Annotated in this window: 7 protein-coding genes; 1 reads left to right on the top strand and 6 read right to left on the bottom strand. The window is 39.3% G+C overall.

Annotated features, from left to right (window positions below; genetic code table 11):
• Positions 1-129: 129 nt before the first annotated feature.
• Positions 130-2,460, bottom strand: a complete 2,331-nt coding sequence (locus FNN09_RS01630; RefSeq protein WP_143299723.1) for a TonB-dependent receptor — start codon at positions 2,458-2,460, stop codon at positions 130-132.
• A gap of 171 nt (positions 2,461-2,631) precedes the next feature.
• Between FNN09_RS01630 and FNN09_RS01625 the strand changes: the two genes are divergently transcribed.
• Positions 2,632-4,842, top strand: coding sequence for a DUF748 domain-containing protein (locus FNN09_RS01625; RefSeq protein ID WP_143299722.1), 2,211 nt, complete (start codon positions 2,632-2,634; stop codon positions 4,840-4,842).
• 87 nt (positions 4,843-4,929) lie between these two features.
• Here FNN09_RS01625 and FNN09_RS01620 read toward each other — a convergent pair whose 3' ends face one another.
• The 5 genes from FNN09_RS01620 to FNN09_RS01600 form a co-directional block, all read right to left on the bottom strand.
• A complete protein-coding gene (locus FNN09_RS01620; protein WP_143299721.1) occupies positions 4,930-7,293 on the bottom strand; it encodes an ABC transporter permease in 2,364 nt (787 codons plus the stop codon).
• Between the two features lie 34 nt (positions 7,294-7,327).
• Entirely contained in the window at positions 7,328-9,652 is a 2,325-nt protein-coding gene (locus tag FNN09_RS01615) for an ABC transporter permease (protein ID WP_143299720.1), read from the bottom strand.
• Between the two features lie 27 nt (positions 9,653-9,679).
• On the bottom strand, positions 9,680-12,076 hold the full coding sequence (locus FNN09_RS01610) for an ABC transporter permease (RefSeq protein ID WP_143299719.1): 2,397 nt from the start codon (positions 12,074-12,076) through the stop codon (positions 9,680-9,682).
• Between the two features lie 35 nt (positions 12,077-12,111).
• On the bottom strand, positions 12,112-14,451 hold the full coding sequence (locus FNN09_RS01605) for an ABC transporter permease (protein ID WP_143299718.1): 2,340 nt from the start codon (positions 14,449-14,451) through the stop codon (positions 12,112-12,114).
• Positions 14,452-14,516: 65 nt separating this feature from the next.
• The gene (locus tag FNN09_RS01600; protein ID WP_143299717.1) at positions 14,517-16,835 is read right to left on the bottom strand and encodes an ABC transporter permease; all 2,319 of its coding nucleotides are present in this window, start codon (positions 16,833-16,835) and stop codon (positions 14,517-14,519) included.
• Positions 16,836-16,838 lie beyond the last annotated feature (3 nt).

Raw genomic sequence — 16,838 nt, 5'->3', positions numbered from 1 at the left:
GTCTGAGCAATTTACAATTTAAGACCTTTAGGTATGATTATGTTTATTCTACTTAGAACAGCCTAACACCAACAACCTAACTACACTGACCTACATGTACATAAACTCACATACAAATACCCCTCTAATTTAAAACTCAATGCGATAATTAATCACGGGAAACAGAGCCCATTGATATCCCTCTTCAATCACTTCCTTATTCGGATGCCAATAGTCATACACCACTGCTTGCGCGTTTGTAATATTCTGAATATCTAACTCCAAGGTATGCGTGCTCTTTTTACGATTAACTTTATAGCTTACTTTTAAATCCACTTTAAAAAAGTCATCGCGCTGCTGACTAAAGGCCAATTCATCGGGGCGAATGGTATAACCTTTATCCTGCGACTCGTTAACATCGATGGGAGAATAATAATTACCACCTGCTACAATGGTTCGCAGGTTAAGCCCAAGGGTTTTGTTCTTCTCTTGGCCTAAGAAAAAATCTTTACCACCAGTAAAGTTTACTACATAACCATTGTTAAAGCGGCTGTTACGCTCTCGCTTATCAAAAGCTGTGTACTTGGCATTAAAAACAGAACTCGTTAGCAAGAAATAAACATTGTTGCTCAGGTACTTTTCCAAAGTAGCTTCAATACCATAATTCTTTCCTGTGCCGTCATTATTGAGTCGCTCAGTAATATAGCCCGACATATCGTTAAGGATGGAGTAGGACGAACCCTCTTCCATTTCAACAGGCACATCGTACAAGTTTTGATAATAGGCTTCTAACTTCAAGAGTAAATTACGACTGATTCTGTTTTCGTAACCCACCACATAATGCATCGATTTCATCATATCCAGGTTCTTATTGTACTGCACAATTTGTCCATCATCGAGCAAGGTGCGCGCCAGGTAAATGGATGTATTCTCGGCTTTAGAATGCAAACCCACTCCAGCAGTAAAGGCATGCTTATCGTTTACCTGATAGCGCATACCCAAACGTGGATCGATGGAATAGTTGTTATTGAGTTGTAGGTATTGCGCGTGAGCACCAGCAGTAATGGTTAATGCCGATGCGGGCCGCCACTTAACACTTGCATAACCGTTAATAAAACCAGCCGAACCATCATCGTCAAGCGCCGTATACACTTGCTGCTGCTCATCGTCGTATATAAGCATGTTCATATTATAAAACTGTTGGTTATAATAGGCCCCTCCCTTTAGCGTTAACTGCGACGAAACCTTATGCGTTACATCGGCCCCCAAGCGTAGAGTATGATATTCGAACCGATCGCTCCCTCTAAACTCGTAGCTCTCGCTATCCTTTACATACTCTTCGTAATACCATTTATTAAATGTTCCATTGTACGATACACTTGACTTCAGGTAAGTACGCTCGTTGAGCGGGCATAAATAATTTAAACCAGTGACCCACATGTCGGCCTCAAAATCCTGCTTATAATCCTCCTCATCGGCCTCAATATTACTATAGCCTGCCACGCCAAACAGCTGCAAACGACCATTTTTACACCCTGGCAAGTTGATGTTAAACGATGCATCGCCATATTCTGGAACGGCCTCTCCAGCCACTTTAACGCCCATGCTTTTAAGCAGTGCCAAAGATGAATAGCGTGCATTTACCAAATAAGAACCGCCATTACCCAATGGCCCTTCGGCAGCGGCATCAAGGCCCAAAACACCACCTTGCACCACATACTCTCGCTTTTGGTCGTTGCCTTGTCGTAAATCAATATCAAAAACACCCGAAACGGCATTACCGAATTCAGCCGGAAAAGCACTGGTATAAAAATCAGAATTGCTGAGGATGGAACTATTAAGGATGCCAATGGCACCGCCCGTGGCTCCTTCATTAGCAAAATGATTGGGGTTAGCAACTGGCACTCCTTCTATTCGCCATTGCAAACCGCGTGGAGAGTTACCACGTACAATAATTTCATTATTCCCACTAGGATCGGCCATTACGCCAGCATAGGATGCCACCATACGTGCAGGATCGTTAAATCCACCAGCATAACGTTGCGTTTCTTCAACACTAAAGGAGCGTGCACTAATCATGGCCATTGAGTTTTTGGCCTCTCCTTTTTTTGTGGAGCCTAGTACTTTTACCTCTTGCAAACCAGTAATTGACTCACGCATGCTAATGCTCAGCACCGTTTCTTTACCCGACGATAATAACACATTGGGTATTGTTTGAGACTCATATCCTAAAAACTGAAATTGCAGATGGTAGCGACCAACCGGCATAGGCTCAAACTCGAACAAACCGTTGACATCGGTAATGGTGCCCACAATAGGATCAGATCCTTTTATAATCACGGCCACTCCCACCAGTGGCATTTTAGTATCTTCTTCGATTACTTTACCCCTGATAACATTATCGGGAGAAAAGTTATTGGCGCTTGCAATAAGGCATAGCATTCCCATGACACATAGTGCCCATTTTTTAGGTAAAAGCATGATTTACGGTTAATTAGTTAATTTCATTTTAAAGACAAGAGCTACCTGAAAGGGTTGCACCAGATTAAAAAAATAATACCAATGCATCAAAATTGCTTTTGCTTTGTTGTACTTTTACGCCCCAACCGTATGTGGCTAAACAACTAATTACTAACAAGCTTAACCGTAGCTATGAAACAAATCAAAAAGAGATATTATGCACTAATATCTTTATTCGTAATCATTTTCGTTGTTCTCTTTTTTCTTTCGAGCATCATTACCAACTACATTAATAAGAATGGTCAAGAATTAACTGGCCGCAAACTAGAATTAGGCAATTTAAGCATTAACTATTTTCGTGTTTCGGTGAGTGCTAGCGACTTGATCATATACGAAGCCAATGGCACAGACGCTTTCGCAGGCTTTAATGAGTTGAGCATTAATTTCGACCCCATCAAACTTTTTAGAAACGAATATTCCTTTTCTAAAGTAAGCATAGACAGCTTATTTGTTAATGCTATTCAAACTGATATGGGCTTTAATTTTGATGACTTAATACCCGCCAGCGACTCAACAGTTATTGAAGAAACGGATAGTATTGATGCCTCTCCCTTGCGTTTTTCGGTATACGATATAAAGCTAACACGTGGTAACTTGCAGTTTGACGACCAAACCGTGGACAACCTGATTAAATTTGATGATCTGTACCTAAATTTACCCATGATTGCCTGGGATAGCGAACAGTCCGATGTGGGTATTAATTTCGCTTTTGGTGAGCAGGGCAAAGTATATGTTGGCGCCCAGGTTGATCAGCTAAAAAAAGTTTACAGTGTTGATTTTAAAGTTGAGAAACTGGAGTTACAGGATATCTCCAATTATGTTGAAGATATGATTGATGCCGGTGGCATTGAAGGGTATGTTAATACGAGCTTAAACATTAAAGGAAGCATCGTTAATACGCAGGAGATGGTTGTTAAGGGCAATGCCTCCATAGAAGATTTCCGTTTATGGGATTTGGATGAAAACGATGTGTTTACCCTGGACTCCTTGAGCATAGGCATGCACTCGCTTGATTTATTAAACAATAACTACCATTTATCACACATAAGCCTTAAGCAACCCATTTTTACGGGTCATTTATACAAGGATATGAGTAATATTGAGCGCATGATGGCTCCCTTAATGGCAACCGATAGTATAAGTGAGGAGCTTGAGGAAGAAATTGAAGAAGCACAGGCCGATAGCATCAAGTATCGTATTGATAAAATTAGTATTTCTGATGGACAGGTATTATACACCGATCATACCCTATACCGTCCGTTCCACTACGATTTTAAAGATATTACTTTACAAATGGATGATCTGTCACAGGCATCTGAATCTGTGCCCCTCACATTTTCAATTAACATGAATGATCAGGGTTCGTTTACAGGCCAATCGAGCTTTAGCATGATAAACCCGGGGGTATTTGACATGCAGGCCAAAATAGATAATTTGCGACTTCTGAGTTTCTCTCCCTATTCGGAGTACAACATAGCGCGCCCCATAACCAAAGGACGCCTGAATTACGACTTAAGCATTAGCATGACGCCGACCCACATGCTTAATACCAACAGTATTTCCATTAAAAACTTGGACATAGGCAGTAAAACGGAACACAAACCTCAGGTTAAAGCACCGGTTAAGTTGGGGCTATACCTAATGAAAGACCCTAAAAACAAGATTGCTTTTGAAATGCCTGTTGAAGGCAACCCGTCGGATCCTGATTTTAGTGTGCGAAAACTAATTTGGAAAGCCTTTGGAAACCTACTGGTGAAAGTGGCTGCCTCACCCTTTAATGCCTTGGGTAAGCTAGTAAGTACACGCCCCGAAGAGTTGGAGAATATACCAATGCCTTATGCCCAGGATTCCTTATTGATTGATCAACGCGAGATATTGGATAAAATTGCTCAAATAACACAGAAGAAGCCCGAGCTGATATTTACTTTTGAGCAACAGACCGACCCTGCAGAGGAGAAAAATGTGCTCGCTGTTAAACTTGCTAAAAAGCAAATGTTGGCCGAAAAGATGTCGCTTAAAACACCTGATGACATGCAGGCCTTTGCCACTGCTTTAAATACGCTATCCAACAGCGATGAGAAATTTGTTGCCTACCTCAACAAAAATGTAGAAGGCAGTGAAACAATGGACTTGACTCAATTATGCCGCACACTAATTGGAGATGATAGCCTTGATGATGAATTTAGAAAACTACTGATAAACCGTAATGAATTTATCCGCTATTACATGCTGGAAGAAAAAGGAACCGACCCAACCAGCATTGAAGTGAGCACAGCTGATTTACGTAATCTGCCCGAGGAACTGAAAAGCTGTAATTACAAAGTGGCCGTATCGGTTAAGTAAAAAGATATGCCTGTGTTGTAACGCAAGGGTAAAGGTATATGGATTGTCTACTAATTGGTAATTTGCTAATTAGTAGACGATCTTTTTTTATTCGTAACGCAAAGCTTCAACAGGGTTGCGTCGAGCGGCACGCCATGTTTGCCAGCTTACAGTTAGCATTACGATTGCAAACGCTATAGCACCCGACGAAGCAAATAGCCACCAGGTAAGATCAGTTTGATAGGCAAAATTTTGAAGCCACTTACTCATCACAAATACAGTAAGAGGAATAGAGGCTAGCAAAGCAACTATACAATAAACAAATTGCCATTTAAGAATGGGCCAAAAAATACTACCTAGTGAAGCGCCATTGACTTTTCTGATACCAATTTCTTTCGTTTGAGATTCACTAATAAAAAGGCTTAGACCAAATAAACCCATTACTGCAATTAAAATAGTAAAGATGGCAGCTATACTTATAAGTATACTTAAATTAAGTTCCTCGTCATACACTTCCACAATAAAGTCATCAACCGTACTATATTTAAACGGCAGTTCTTCATCTAGCTTATTCAAAAGCTGCTTTAAACGAGGCAAAAGAGATGGCAATACCCCATCAGCATAGTGTACCGAAATATTAAAATAGTAATCTTTAGCCAAGTACATTGCCAGAGGTGGAATTTTGGAATGCACAGAACGAAAATGAAAATCTTTAACTACACCAATCACTTGCCACTCCTCTATCTGCTTACCAATAGTATCGTCGAGCCCCAACTCATGAACCGCCGTTTCATTTAAAATCATCAGGCTTTTTTCGTCCGTATCCGTCGATGCTAAACTACGCCCATTTAATACACTCAGCCCCATTGTTTCAATAAAACCATAATCAATAACAAGGCCATCCATCTCTACTTTTTTATCTTTCTCTTGTTGATGTGGCCACAAAAAAGTACCACCACCCAAACAGGGTAAGCCATACATCGACCCTCCTGCTGACAAAACATCGGGCATGGCCCTTACTTCATCCATAAACACATTGTAATGCTTAAAATGACGGCCTAAATCTATCTGTATAATATTTTGCCGATTAAATCCCAGTTCTTTCGTCAAGGCATAATGGTATTGCTTTTGTATGATGAGTGCAGAGGAGGCCAAAACGCAAAAAATTAGTAATTGTAATACAATTAATACTTGCCTACTTTGCACCTTTCTCTTACCCAATGTTGCTTTATTCTTTAATACTTGAACAACATCAAGCTTTGATAAATAAACCGCCGAATACCACCCCGACACCATGCCAATAAGAAAAACAATTACGACATAAGTGAGTATGTATAATAATAAATTGGACTCAAGAATAAGTAGTTCGTGTTGTATTAGTTTTTCTGCAACAGGTAGCATAAGTGAGGTTAATAAAACCGCTATTGGCAATGCCAGAAGCGTTAATAATACAGACTCGAAAAATAGCTCACCTCGTATTTGACCAGTATTGGCTCCACTGGTTTTTCGAACACCTATTTCCTTGGCTCTTTTGGACGATATGGCTGTTGACAAAATGATATAATTAAGTGTGGCAACCAACATTATTAGGAACGCAATACCCGATAAACTGTATATCTGAATAAGATTACCCTCCGCATTAAGCTGTCTTACATCTTCGTAATAAAGGTAGATATCACTAAAACGTTGCAAACTATGCTTAAAACGATACTCGTCTCCTATGACAAGTTTTTCCATAGCTCGAAAAGCAGCATCAAGCATTTTCGGATCGCAATTATCGCGCAGTAATAGCCAAGTATCCCAATAATTAAAATCCCAATTTTCATGGGCATCACCTACGCCAAATGCCTGATTCAATTCAGATAAGAGATGACGCTCATTGATAAAGCACTCAGCTTTAAACGTTGAATTAACAGGGAAATCTTCAAAAACAGCAGTGACGAAAAACAAGTACTCAACATCGTAAATCGATAGCTTTACCTCTTGACCCAATGCATCGGCATTAGGAAATAACATCTTAGCATATTTCTCTGATAATGCGATCGCATTCATCTGTTCTAAGGCACCACTTTGTTGTCCTACTACCTTTCTGTCAAACACCTTAAACACATCCGATCCTGCACCATACACATTTGTTTCTTTCAAAAACACACCGCCTCGTTTAAGCTTGCAGTTTCGTACTGCCCGTGTTCGTGACAAAGCTTCAATTTGAGGGAAGCCATCGTTAAGGTGCTCAGCCAACACATAGGCTGTGCTAGCAGTAGTGCTTTTAAACATGGTATCGTAAGCAATAACTCGTGCCATACGATCCTTATGCATATAGGTGCTATTAACCCGTAACTCATTTATTACGAATAGCACAATGATAAACGTAACGGCCAAAGCCAAGGACAATCCAATAATATTGATAGATGCAAATAATTTATTGCGCTTAATAAAACGAAAAGATGAAGTAATGAGCTTGCTTATCATTATAAATGTGACAATAGGTTATATATAAAATTAGTTACTCGTAACGCAATGCTTCAACAGGGTTGCGCCGAGCGGCACGCCATGTTTGCCAGCTCACCATTGTTAACGCTATAAAAAGAGCAAAGCCACCAACAACGATAAAGAACCACCACGAAAGATGGATGCGGAAAGCAAAATTATTTAGCCATTGGTTAAGTGAAACAAAGGCCAATGATGCAGCCAAAACAAAAGCCAAACCAACCCATTTTATAAAATCAACATTTATCATCAAAAGTACTTCTGGTACCGTGGCACCATTTACCTTTCTAATACCAATTTCTTTGGTTGAGTTTTCAATTATAAAAGTTGTTAATCCAACAAGGCCTAGGCTACTAATAACAATTATTAAAATACTAAACAGAAGCAGTAATTTTTGCTGAGTGTCTTCTTCGTTATACATATTACTTAGCAGTGCCTCCATTGAGTCTATTTCAAATGGGGCATCCGATTTCGAACGCATTAAGTCGTTAAGCCCCGCTGCTATCTGAGCATACTTTCCCGGTTTTGATTTTATCATCAAGCCGCAAATCCATTGCGTTCGGTACAACATCACTAAAGGCTCAATTTCTTGATAATAGTTTTCAAAAATAAAATCTTTACAAACACCTATAATTTTATAATCCTCACCAGCATGGGTAAGACTGGTATTTATTACTTCATTTACTCCACCCAACTTTATAGCATAGGTTTCGTTCACAACTAATTTTTTTGATTCATTAAAGTGCAATGGCTCAAAAAAACGACCGGCTAAAAGTGGAATATTGACAACGTCTAAGAGATGCTCATCACTGCGATACATCACATTGTAAAAATTATTTTCTTCAGGAGACCAATCGTCTCTCTTAAAACCTGTTGTGCGCGATCCAAGTTTGTTAAATCCTCGTTCACATACCGAGAAAGAGGCCACATTTGGGTTGCTAGATAAGTACTCTGTAATGGCGGCCTTATGCCTATCAAATGGGTAGTCCCAAGTTTCTACAACCATTAAATCACTCGAGTCATAACCCTTATCCGATTCGATGGCAAACACCAACTGCTTATGCATTACAAGCGCTGCAATACCTATGAAGATAGCCAAAGTAAACTGAGCAACCACAAATACCTTACTTCCTCTGCTAAGTTTATTCTTTTTAGATTGTTCCATTAAGGAATTTCCGTTAACAACGTCTTTAGCATTACTTAAAACCATGTAGGTAGCCACCACAATAAAAATCACAATTGCACTACATAAATGGATAAGCAACAAAGTTGATTCATCGACAATTTGTAAGACCTTAAGGCCTGTTACGCTGCCAATAAAAGGTAGTATTGCATAACTTAATACAATGGATGATAGAAATGCAAGGCCTAGGTATATAACTATTTCAACAAGTGCTTCTTTTACACGGTCAAAAGCAGATGCTCCTAACATACGTTTGATGGCTTGTTGCTTGTTGCGTTTATTATTGATTGCCGTTTGAAGATTTACATAGTTGATAGTTGACACCAACAGTACCAATAAACCACTAAAAAAAATCATTAAAAGATGCGATACAATGGATTTCTCTCCGATGGGTTGAAAATGATAACTCGTAAGAGGCGACAGGGCATATAAATCATGTTTATCATGCTCCTGGTGTAATAACTGTGTTATGAGCTGCCCGATCTTTTTAACATCTGCCTTAGCTGGCACCTTGCACAAGGTAACGTAGCAGTTACTATCCCACCCGCTACAATGTACAAACGCCGCTTCATTAAGGGCATAGCTACACAATGCAACTGGCTTAAAGGTTGAGTTCTCTGGAAAATCTTTATAAACAGTTCCCACATGTGCAAGAATGGAGTCCTTTACCAGCAGGTTTTCTCCTATGCAATCGGATGAACCAAACAACTTTATGGCTAGTGATTTACTTAAAGCCATCGCATCGGGCTGCATTAGCGGTTTTCCATTACTGGCAATAATATCAAAATCTAAAATATCAAAAACCTGTGGTTCAACAGATGTAATGGGCACGAACAAAGTGCTACCATCAGCACTCAGTTTATCCTGATCAGGCCACATAGTAAGGGTGGCTGTGTTAGCCATTTCGGGTATATGATCCCTTAATTCTTGTGCTAAAGGAAATGGCATCACCATGTCCGTTTCGTAATAAACGGTATCGGTATTCTGAATGAGGTAAATATTTTCGGCTCCCTCATGAAAACGATCAAAAGACCAATGAGCATAAGCCCAAACAAGTATAATGGTAAAGCAGCTTAAGCCAATAGTTAAACCTAATAAGCTTCTTGCGGCATTGTATCGATAGGCCAATATGCCTCTAATAATAAATTTTAGTTTCATTATCAATTAGGGTTTAGGTTTGGTAGGTTACTCGTAACGCAAGGCTTCAACAGGGTTGCGATTGGCTATGCGCACATAATTAAACATTGCAATAAGGCTCACCAAAACTATAATGGCTAAACTACAGCTTACAAAAATGCTCCAATGCAAGGGTATTTTTGATGCAAAATTTTGCATCCAACGCTCCAGCATTATCCATGCACCAAGCAAACCAATTGCAATAGCCGGCACGGCTACCAACTGCAAGTCAATAATAAACACGCGTAAAATATTTGTTAGACTAGCACCGTTAATACGGCGTATTGCTAATTCTTTACGGCGACGAGTTGCCTCATTGGTGGTATAACCCAACAGGCCAATTATAGTGGTAAGCAATATTATTAGATTACCAGCTAGCATGGCGTTCCTAAAACTCTTCTCCCCTGCATAGAGCTCCATCTGTTCGTTCTCCAAACTTTTTATTACGGCATCGTTATGGGGTAGTGCATCATTAAAAACCCTCTCAATTTTACTGAATACTCCGGTTTCTTGCTGCTCATGTACCCTTACAACAATCAAAAATTCTAATGTAGGATCTTCAATACGTGCCTGTTTAAAATGATCTTCGGGCACATAAAAAAACACTGATGCCCGGGTATCAGGCGATGACATAGACCCAATTACAAAATCGTTATATACACCACGAATCGTTGTTTCGCCATGCTCGCTTATCCTTAACTGCTGACCAAGCACACCATCGTCCCAGCCATTATTTACAAGCAACTTATCAGCTCCCTTTTGGCTAATCATTACATCTCCAATATGGGCATCAGCAGAGTTAAAGCCGTTACCAAGCCTTAGCGGAATATCCAATATCTTCATGTAGTTCTGATCGATAAAATAAAAATCGGCCACATTGAACAGTTCACGGGTATTATCGGGTGCCATCACATTATTACCTGATGCACCACTAATAGGCATTTCTGTGCCAAAACCCACCATTGCTACTTCTGGCATTGTTCTCAGTTGATCGACTACAATACCAACTTTAGTGCCGTCCATCCCTATGGTTGAGCCGTAATAAATACCCTTAGCACGATAGCCATGACCAGCATTGACCATGTTATTATACTGTAGTGTAACGACCACCATTACGGTTACAATAAACGATACACCAATAAACTGAACAGCCAACAATCCCAGTTTCCACTTATTTTTTTTCTGTTGGTAACTACGAAAGGCAGCCGTTACGGGTATATTGGCAAAAAAGCGACCCGGCAAGTAACTACTTAATACCACCATTAGTAATAACAAACCCAATATGGGCCACACCACATATGGGTTGATGGCAGCCTCAAGTGAATGCCCCAAATACTGTTCGGCAAACGGCTTAATACTCCATATTATGAGCAAGGCACTCCCAACCGATGCCAAAAACAGCAAAAAGCTTTCGGCAAAAATTAGTTGCTGCAGATTATTGCTTTGCGCACCGCAAGTTTTATGTATAGCCGACAACTTGGCTCTATTAACCAAAGCACTAAGCGTAAGCAATATGTAATTTAATAAGGATACGAATAAAACAGCCAAAGCAATGGTGCATAAAATGATCATTTTATGTCGTGCTGCATCTGTTTGCATGCTTAACAGAGGCACCAATGAATATCTTAAAAACACACCACCTTGCTCCTGCTCTAGCTGCAAAATATCCTGATGCTTTTCTTGCATCTTTCGTATGGCAGTATTAAGGCTATTTGGATGTACATCTGGCATTAACTTTACACATGCGAAGTAGCGATCATTCCCTAACCAATTATTTGAGCCATCCCACATAAACTGATCCAATGATTGCATGGGAACAATTACGTCGTAGGTAAAATTGGTATTATTAGGCAATGCTTCAAATACGCCCAGTATATTCAGCTCTTTACCAGGAAACTGCTTCAGCTCAATCTGCAGACCTATCACATCACCTCCCATTTTATTGGCCACAATGTGCGACACCATACACGCCATTGGGGTGGCCAATACCTCATCGGCCGTACCACTTATCATGGGTCGAGGCAGCACCTCGTATAAGTGAGCATCGGCAAAAACCACTTTTGCAATATGGCGCTCTTTGCTTTGTGTATAAAACACTTGCTTACCAATTGAATTAAGCCGCGTGGCAGCCTCAACACCTGGCACTTCGGCCTTTAAGCCCGGAGCAATAGCTCCACTTACACGCGGGTAAAGTTCAAACTCACTCTTATCATTCATTTTAATATCCGACTGAATATTATAAATGCGATCAGCATTGGGATAAAAACGATCATAGCTGTTGTAAAAAAACACTTCACTGAGGAGTAAAATTCCAAAGGCCAATCCGGCCGCTAGTGAAATAATGCGAATAATGCTTAGCTGTCCTTTTACAAACAGGCTTCTAAAGGCTAGTTTTAATGCGTACATTGTGTTGTTCTTTTTTTGTCTGATGGATCCTTTTCTTATTCGTAGCGCAAAGCTTCAACAGGGTTTAAATTTGATGCTCTTACTACCTGATAAACACACGACAGTAGGGTAATTGCCATGGTGCCCACCAGTATTAATCCTGCATCGAAAATTGTAAAGTGATATTTATAAATGCCCGGCATAATATTTTCGATGACTTCAGTCACTGGAAATACAATTACATTGGCCAAAAGGGTCATGATCACAAAATGCTTTGTTACCATGGGTATTATTTGCAATACTCCAGCACCTTGCACTTTTCGAATCCCTATTTCTTTAAAGCGTTTTTGCGTGGCATAATAAACCAGGCCAAATAATCCTAAAGCAGCAACCAAAACAGCTAGCATGGTAAAAAAAGCAATGGTCTTTTTTGCACTCGTCCATATTTTAAGCTCTACACGTTCCAGGTTGTCATCGTAATGGCTCACATCAAATAGTACATCGTTAAAGTGCTGGTCAAGTACACTTTGCATATGCAACAAAGCACTCTTTGCCGAAGCTGGATGAACTTTAAAAAGCAGGTCGTTGCGCATGGATAAATCCCTTTCATTAGAAAGCATAACAAATGGTGGAATAGGAGAATGCACATCCATCACGTTAAAGTCTTTAATCACTCCAATAACGGTGTGCTTGCCTTCTATCTCCAGTGTCTTCCCTATTGGATTTGCCCATCCGTAAGCTTTGGCCGCCGTTTCATTAATAAGGCAGTTAAAGGTTTTGCTATTCTCATTTTCAGAGAAATTACGTCCTTTAATAATCTCCATGCCCATTGTTGAAATGTAATTGGAACAGGCCATGTTCCATCGCGAAAAAACAGCATTCTCGCGATCCCAATCTTCAGGAATCACAAAGGTGCCCCAGTTTGAATGCATTGGCGAGTTTAACGAAACAGCCATATTCTCGATGCCAGCATGGGCTAGCAAATCATTTCTTAAAGCCTCGTACGAAATAGAGCTGTTTTGATTTGGCATGCTACAGCGGTAAACAGTCTCTTTATTAAAGCCTAAATCTTTATTTGAAAGTAAATTTACCTGTCGATATACCCATAAGCTGGCAGTGATAAGCACCACTGAAATAACAAACTGTAAATACACCAAAACCTGAAGACCAGATAGATTATTTTTCTTGGTGGATTTAATTCCATGCAATACGTTAATTGGCTTATAGGCCGAAACAATAAAGGCTGGATAAGCTCCCGCCAGTATACCGGTTAAAAGTACAACTGCCACTAAAAAAAGGGTAAATAGTAAGTTGGTATGCAGGTTTAATTCGATGTTACGATCTACTACCTGATTAAAAATGGGCAAAACTAAAGCAGCTATAAAAACAGCCAATACAAAAGCGATAAAAGCAATAACAACTGCCTCACTTATAAACTGTATCCTAATACTACGCCTACTGCTACCAATGGACTTTCTAACACCAACCTCAACCAGTCGTAAGGATGAAAAAGCGGTGGTCAGGTTCATAAAACTGACACATGCAAGTAAAAGTGTTAATAGCCCCATTACCGAAAACATATAAACGATAACGCCTCTGTCGTCGCGCGGATTTTCTTTCAGATGCAAAGTACTTAATGGATTTAGATACAGTAACCGCTTGGCATTCTCATCGTGTATGTTAATCACATCTTGTATTTTCGACGACACCAATTCAGCCGAGCTTCCTGGTCTTAAAAGCACATAGGTGGTAAATGAACTATTGTACCAATCATCTTTATACTCATTCAACAAGTTGGTGCTTGAACGGAAGTAATCTGCCTGAATATGCGATTGCTCCGGCATATCTTTCATCACGCCCGTTACCCTTAATTGATTTTTGTAGCTATCGTACAGGTATTGACCAATTGCATTTCCATTAGGGAAATATTTTTGAGCCATTGATTCATTAATGACAATGGAATTAGGGTCATCCAAAACACTTCGTCTATCGCCCCGAATGAGTTCAAATGAGAACACATCAAATATATCTGATGGCACCCAACACCCCATTCCCTCACGGTAAATTATTTCCTTATCAGCCGATAAGTGTTCAAACCAAATCTCACGGTAAACAAAAGCCTTTTCAATTTCGGGTATGTTATCTTCCAGGTATTGGGCTACTGGCACCGGAATTTGGGTATAATCATCGGGTCGGTCACCAATTTTGTAGGCTTGTGCCCTGTATATTAGCTCGTAACTCTCGTTAAACGTATCCCATTGCTTTTCATACTGAACATAGCGAGCTACCAATATAAAAGCGGCTAAACCCAGCGCCAGACAAAATATCTGAATAAACGAAAGGGTTCTCTTCCGCTTAATATTTCGCCATGCTATTAAAATATAATGCTGTAACATTGCTTTGAGTTTTGGTGATTTTAAGTGATAGTCAATTACTACGCATAAACCTTTTGAAGACCTATCTACTCGTACCGTAAGGCCTCCACTGGATTCCTCCTGGCCGCCATCCAGCTTTGCCAGCTAACAGTGAATAGCACCATAATTAAAGCAATAGACCCGGCCAGACCAAATATCCACCAACTGAGTTCTGTTTTGTAAGCAAAGATGTTAAGCCAACTTTCAGCAGTCCAATAGGCAATTGGACTTGACAATATTATTGCAATTAAAATCTGTATAAAAAAAGAACGGTTTATCATTTTTACAACCTCTGTAGCAGAAGCTCCATTTGCTTTTCTTACACCAATTTCTTTAATACGATATTCACAAATGAAAGAGGCCATACCTAAAGTACCAATCACTGCAATTATTAAGGCAACTACACAGGCCAGAAAAATTAGTTTTGCTTGTTTCTCGGCCCGAACATATTGTTTGTTGAGCTTATTATTCAAGAAGAAGTAGTCGAATGGGTATTTACTTTCAAAATTTTTATAGACATTATTGATATAGTCTATTGTATTCGAGACATCATCACCTGTTATTCTCAAACTTAATTGGTTGTGTCTTTCAGATGTTAACCAAAAACACATAGGTTCAACATCCTCATACAATGAAGCGTATTTCATATCTTTTACAACACCCACCACTTCGCCTTTAAAATTAAAGCCTGGTACCTTTTTCCCTATCGTGTTGTCCCAACCGAATTGACGCACTGCTGTTTCATTAAAGATGAAATTGTTTTCATCAGCCTTTAAATTTTTCGAAAAAGGACGACCTTCTGCCATTTCAAACCCCATAAAATCAAGGTAGCGTTCATCAATTGGCCATGCCTTGTAATTCACATATTTGCCATCTATTTCTCGACCCCATCCCATGCCAACACCTCCAGGAACAAATTGAGAAAAAGCGTAATCTAGAACATTGGGGTTTTTCAGAACTTCTAAGGCAAACGCTTTTTCTTGCTTTCTGATTTGGCGTGTGGTGTTAACAACTACCACATTTTCCTTTTCGAATCCTAAATCATAATGCTTTATAAAATTTATCTGCTTATTAATTAGTATGACTCCAACAATTAAAACAATGGCAAAAACATATTGAATTATTGGCAACACATTACGCTTTGCTCCTTTTTTTACAGATATTGGAATAAGTCCTTTTAACACCATTGAGGGATTCAATTTTAGCATTATGCTTGTAGGGATTGTTGACAACACACCTGCTATAATTACTAATAACAGATAAAGCACAAAAATCAACAACCATGAATCTCCCAGTGATAGTTGATAATCATAAACTTCAGGATTAATTTTTAATGCTGAAGACGAAATAACGATTCCTAAAAGAAAAGAGATACTTGTGATTTTTATTGAATCCTGTATTCTGTTCCAAAAAATTATTTTCCCGGATGCTCCGTTAACCTTTCTTAGACACACCCCTTTGACTTCTCGTGGCAATGAAGCAAGCGAAAAATTGAGATAATTAACAAAAGCCATTAACAACAGCATGATAGAAATGGCCATCAATACCAACACAATCTTTTTATTACCACTTCCGAGTACGCTCTCAAAATGCACATCGGATAACTGTGTTAAATGAAATGAATAGCGCATATTTCCATCATCATCAAAACTTCTTTCTTTTATTTGCTCTAGCTCGTTTATTTTTTTCTCCACAGATGAAATATCAGCCTTCTTATCAATGGCAAAGAAATTATAGAAACTCCATTCGCTCCATTTATTCACCCAATCGGCTTCAATGAAACTACAAAATCCATCAATTTTGTAAAAAGAGTGATTCGCAGGAAAATCCTCATAAACCGCTTCGACGGTAAGAGGAAGTTTATAGCTCTCAAGAAGAACTTCACCAATTGGGTTTTTATCGCCAAATATTCTTTTGGCCGCAGTTTCTGAAAGGATGATTGAGCGTTTGCCTTTTAACGATATCGCATTCCCTTGTTTTATTTTTAGGGTAAATAAATCGCAAAATGTCGAATCAACTGAAAAAAGAGATAAATTGTGATTAACGGTTTGTTTGTCCTTTCGGACATAAATCCCTCCCCAACTTTTAAGCGTACAATGCTTGTCTACTCCAGGAACTTCCTCTTCGACTAAGGCACCTAAAGGATTGGGTAAATTAGGACTCTTTTTGTCCTCACCCGGTCGTTTAGCTTCAATTAAATACAGTTGATTACAATTTTCATTGTATCTGTCAAAAGTAAATTCATGATACAAGTAAAGCGCCAAAATGATTAGTACTGCAAAAGATACGCTTAAACCAATAAAATTGAATAATGATATCCGTTTTGAGGTGTAAAATTGAGGCAATATTATTTTGAGAAAGTCCATACA

Origin of the sequence: Carboxylicivirga sp. M1479, from assembly GCF_007097485.1 — a bacterium.
Classification (GTDB): Bacteria; Bacteroidota; Bacteroidia; order Bacteroidales; family Marinilabiliaceae; genus Carboxylicivirga.
This window is presented reverse-complemented; position numbering and strand designations above follow the sequence as displayed.

Excerpts from the sequence above, each read along its gene's own strand:
- FNN09_RS01630 (WP_143299723.1), bottom strand. The coding sequence starts at position 2,460 with ATGCTTTTACCTAAAAAATGGGCACTATGTGTCATGGGAATGCTATGC.
- FNN09_RS01600 (WP_143299717.1), bottom strand. The coding sequence starts at position 16,835 with ATGGACTTTCTCAAAATAATATTGCCTCAATTTTACACCTCAAAACGG.
- FNN09_RS01620 (WP_143299721.1), bottom strand. The coding sequence starts at position 7,293 with ATGATAAGCAAGCTCATTACTTCATCTTTTCGTTTTATTAAGCGCAAT.
- FNN09_RS01615 (WP_143299720.1), bottom strand. The coding sequence starts at position 9,652 with ATGAAACTAAAATTTATTATTAGAGGCATATTGGCCTATCGATACAAT.
- FNN09_RS01625 (WP_143299722.1), top strand. The coding sequence starts at position 2,632 with ATGAAACAAATCAAAAAGAGATATTATGCACTAATATCTTTATTCGTA.
- FNN09_RS01605 (WP_143299718.1), bottom strand. The coding sequence starts at position 14,451 with ATGTTACAGCATTATATTTTAATAGCATGGCGAAATATTAAGCGGAAG.
- FNN09_RS01610 (WP_143299719.1), bottom strand. The coding sequence starts at position 12,076 with ATGTACGCATTAAAACTAGCCTTTAGAAGCCTGTTTGTAAAAGGACAG.